Consider the following 1,745-nt stretch of genomic DNA (forward strand, 5'->3'; position numbering starts at 1 on the left):
AACCCCACGAACAGGAGAAGCTCATGGCCTTCGATCCGAAGGAGCGTGTTCCTGACAGCTGTGACGTTGTACATCATGTTCGACTTCAGTAACCCGCACTGGTACTACAGCCTGATTGCGGGCGTGGTGCTCGTGGTGGGCACGATCATCGGTTACGGCGTGTCCGAACGTCACGTGGCCAAGAATGGCCTGCCCGACCTCGGCCCGACCGCAACACACGAAGAAGAGCGGCTGGACCAGCAGCAGCGTTAAAGTGGGAGCGGACCGAATTTCCACTTCTGAACCAGGAGGAACCATGGACAACGTGAACAATCTGCCGTCCGCATCCATTGACGACATCCCCGAGGGCGCACCCGTCCTGGACGTCCGCGAGCAGGACGAATGGGATGCCGGGCACATCCACGGCGCCCAGCACCTGCCGCTGTCCCAGCTGGCCGAGCGCACCGGTGAAGTTCCGGTGGACGAGGATGTCTACGTCATTTGCCGCTCCGGTGGCCGCTCGCTGAAAGCCACGGCCTACCTCGCGCAGTACGGGTTCGATCCCGTCAACGTGTTGGGCGGAATGGGTGCCTGGGCAGATGCCGACAAGCCCCTGATTTCCGAAAACGGCGAAACTCCCCGCGTCCTGTGAACGCGGCAATTTCCGGCGTGGCCTCGGGTCCCACTGCGGATTCGGGGCCACACCCGCGTCGGTTCGCTTTCCTGGGCCCGGAAGGAACCTTCACCGAGGCGGCCCTGATGCAGGTCCCCGGCGCGCGGGAGTCCGAACGGATTCCCATGGCTTCCGTTCCGTCCGCTCTTGCGGCCGTCCGGGACGGTGTCGTGGACGCCGCGGTGGTCCCCATCGAGAATTCGGTCGAGGGCGGCGTCACGGCCACACTCGACGACGTCGCTTCGGGCTCCGAGCTGCGCATCCTCCAGGAGATTCTGGTCCCCATCCAGTTCACGCTGGTGGCGCCGGGTGAGCTGCCGCTGGGTCAAATTCACTCCATATCCACTCATAGCCACGCGTGGGCGCAGATCCGCGGATGGGTCGAACAGAACATTCCGGGTGCGGAATATGTTGCGGCATCCTCTACGGCGGCCTCCGCTGTCGCGTTTTTGGACGGTCACGGCGGCACCCGTTCCGAGGGCGTCGGCTACGACGCCGCAGTGTGCTCGCCCGTGGTGGTCGATCGGCACCCCGAACTCACCGTTCTGGCCGAAAACATCGGCGACAACCGCAATGCCGTGACTCGTTTCATCTTGGTGGCCAGCCCCGATGCCACCATGCCCAAACCCACCGGCGCGGATAAGACCTCCGTGGTGATTCCGCTGTGGCAGGATCGTGCTGGAGCGCTCATGGAGATCCTTGAGCAGTTCGCCACCCGCGGGGTGAACCTGTCCCGCATCGAATCGCGGCCCACCGGAAGCCACCTGGGTGACTACTTCTTCAGCGTGGATGTCGACGGTCATATTCACGACGACCGTGTGGCTGACGCGTTGATGGGCGTGCGCCGCATGTGCCCGCGCACTCGTTTCCTGGGATCCTACCCGCGGGCAGATCAGCGAGTCATCGAGGTTTCCAAACAGCACTCGGATGCCGCGTTTATTCAGGCCCGTTCTTGGGTCGACCACTTGAGAGGACAATTACCCCGTGGAAATTGAAGGCTGGAGTCAGACCCTCACAGCGGGTCCATTGCTGTTAATTGCGGCCGCGGCGATCGCCGTGTTGTTGGTGCTCATCATCAAACTGCGAGTTCACG

3 protein-coding genes are annotated in these 1,745 nt (G+C 63.0%); all 3 read left to right on the forward strand.

The window, feature by feature from the left end; translation table 11 throughout:
• The first annotated feature begins 45 nt into the window (after positions 1-45).
• Genes Q4E95_RS13565 through pheA form a run of 3 tightly spaced genes read left to right on the forward strand, consistent with a single transcriptional unit; the run spans position 46 to position 1,647 of the window.
• Positions 46-252, forward strand: a complete 207-nt coding sequence (locus Q4E95_RS13565; RefSeq protein ID WP_303383798.1) for a hypothetical protein — start codon at positions 46-48, stop codon at positions 250-252.
• Positions 253-295: 43 nt separating this feature from the next.
• On the forward strand, positions 296-631 hold the full coding sequence (locus tag Q4E95_RS13570; RefSeq protein ID WP_303383799.1) for a rhodanese-like domain-containing protein: 336 nt from the start codon (positions 296-298) through the stop codon (positions 629-631).
• Positions 628-1,647, forward strand: a complete 1,020-nt coding sequence (pheA, locus tag Q4E95_RS13575) for a prephenate dehydratase (RefSeq protein ID WP_303383800.1) — start codon at positions 628-630, stop codon at positions 1,645-1,647. The genes Q4E95_RS13570 and pheA overlap by 4 nt, the downstream gene beginning before the upstream one ends.
• Positions 1,648-1,745 lie beyond the last annotated feature (98 nt).

Source organism: Kocuria sp. (assembly GCF_030536815.1).
Lineage (GTDB): Bacteria > Actinomycetota > Actinomycetes > Actinomycetales > Micrococcaceae > Kocuria > Kocuria gwangalliensis.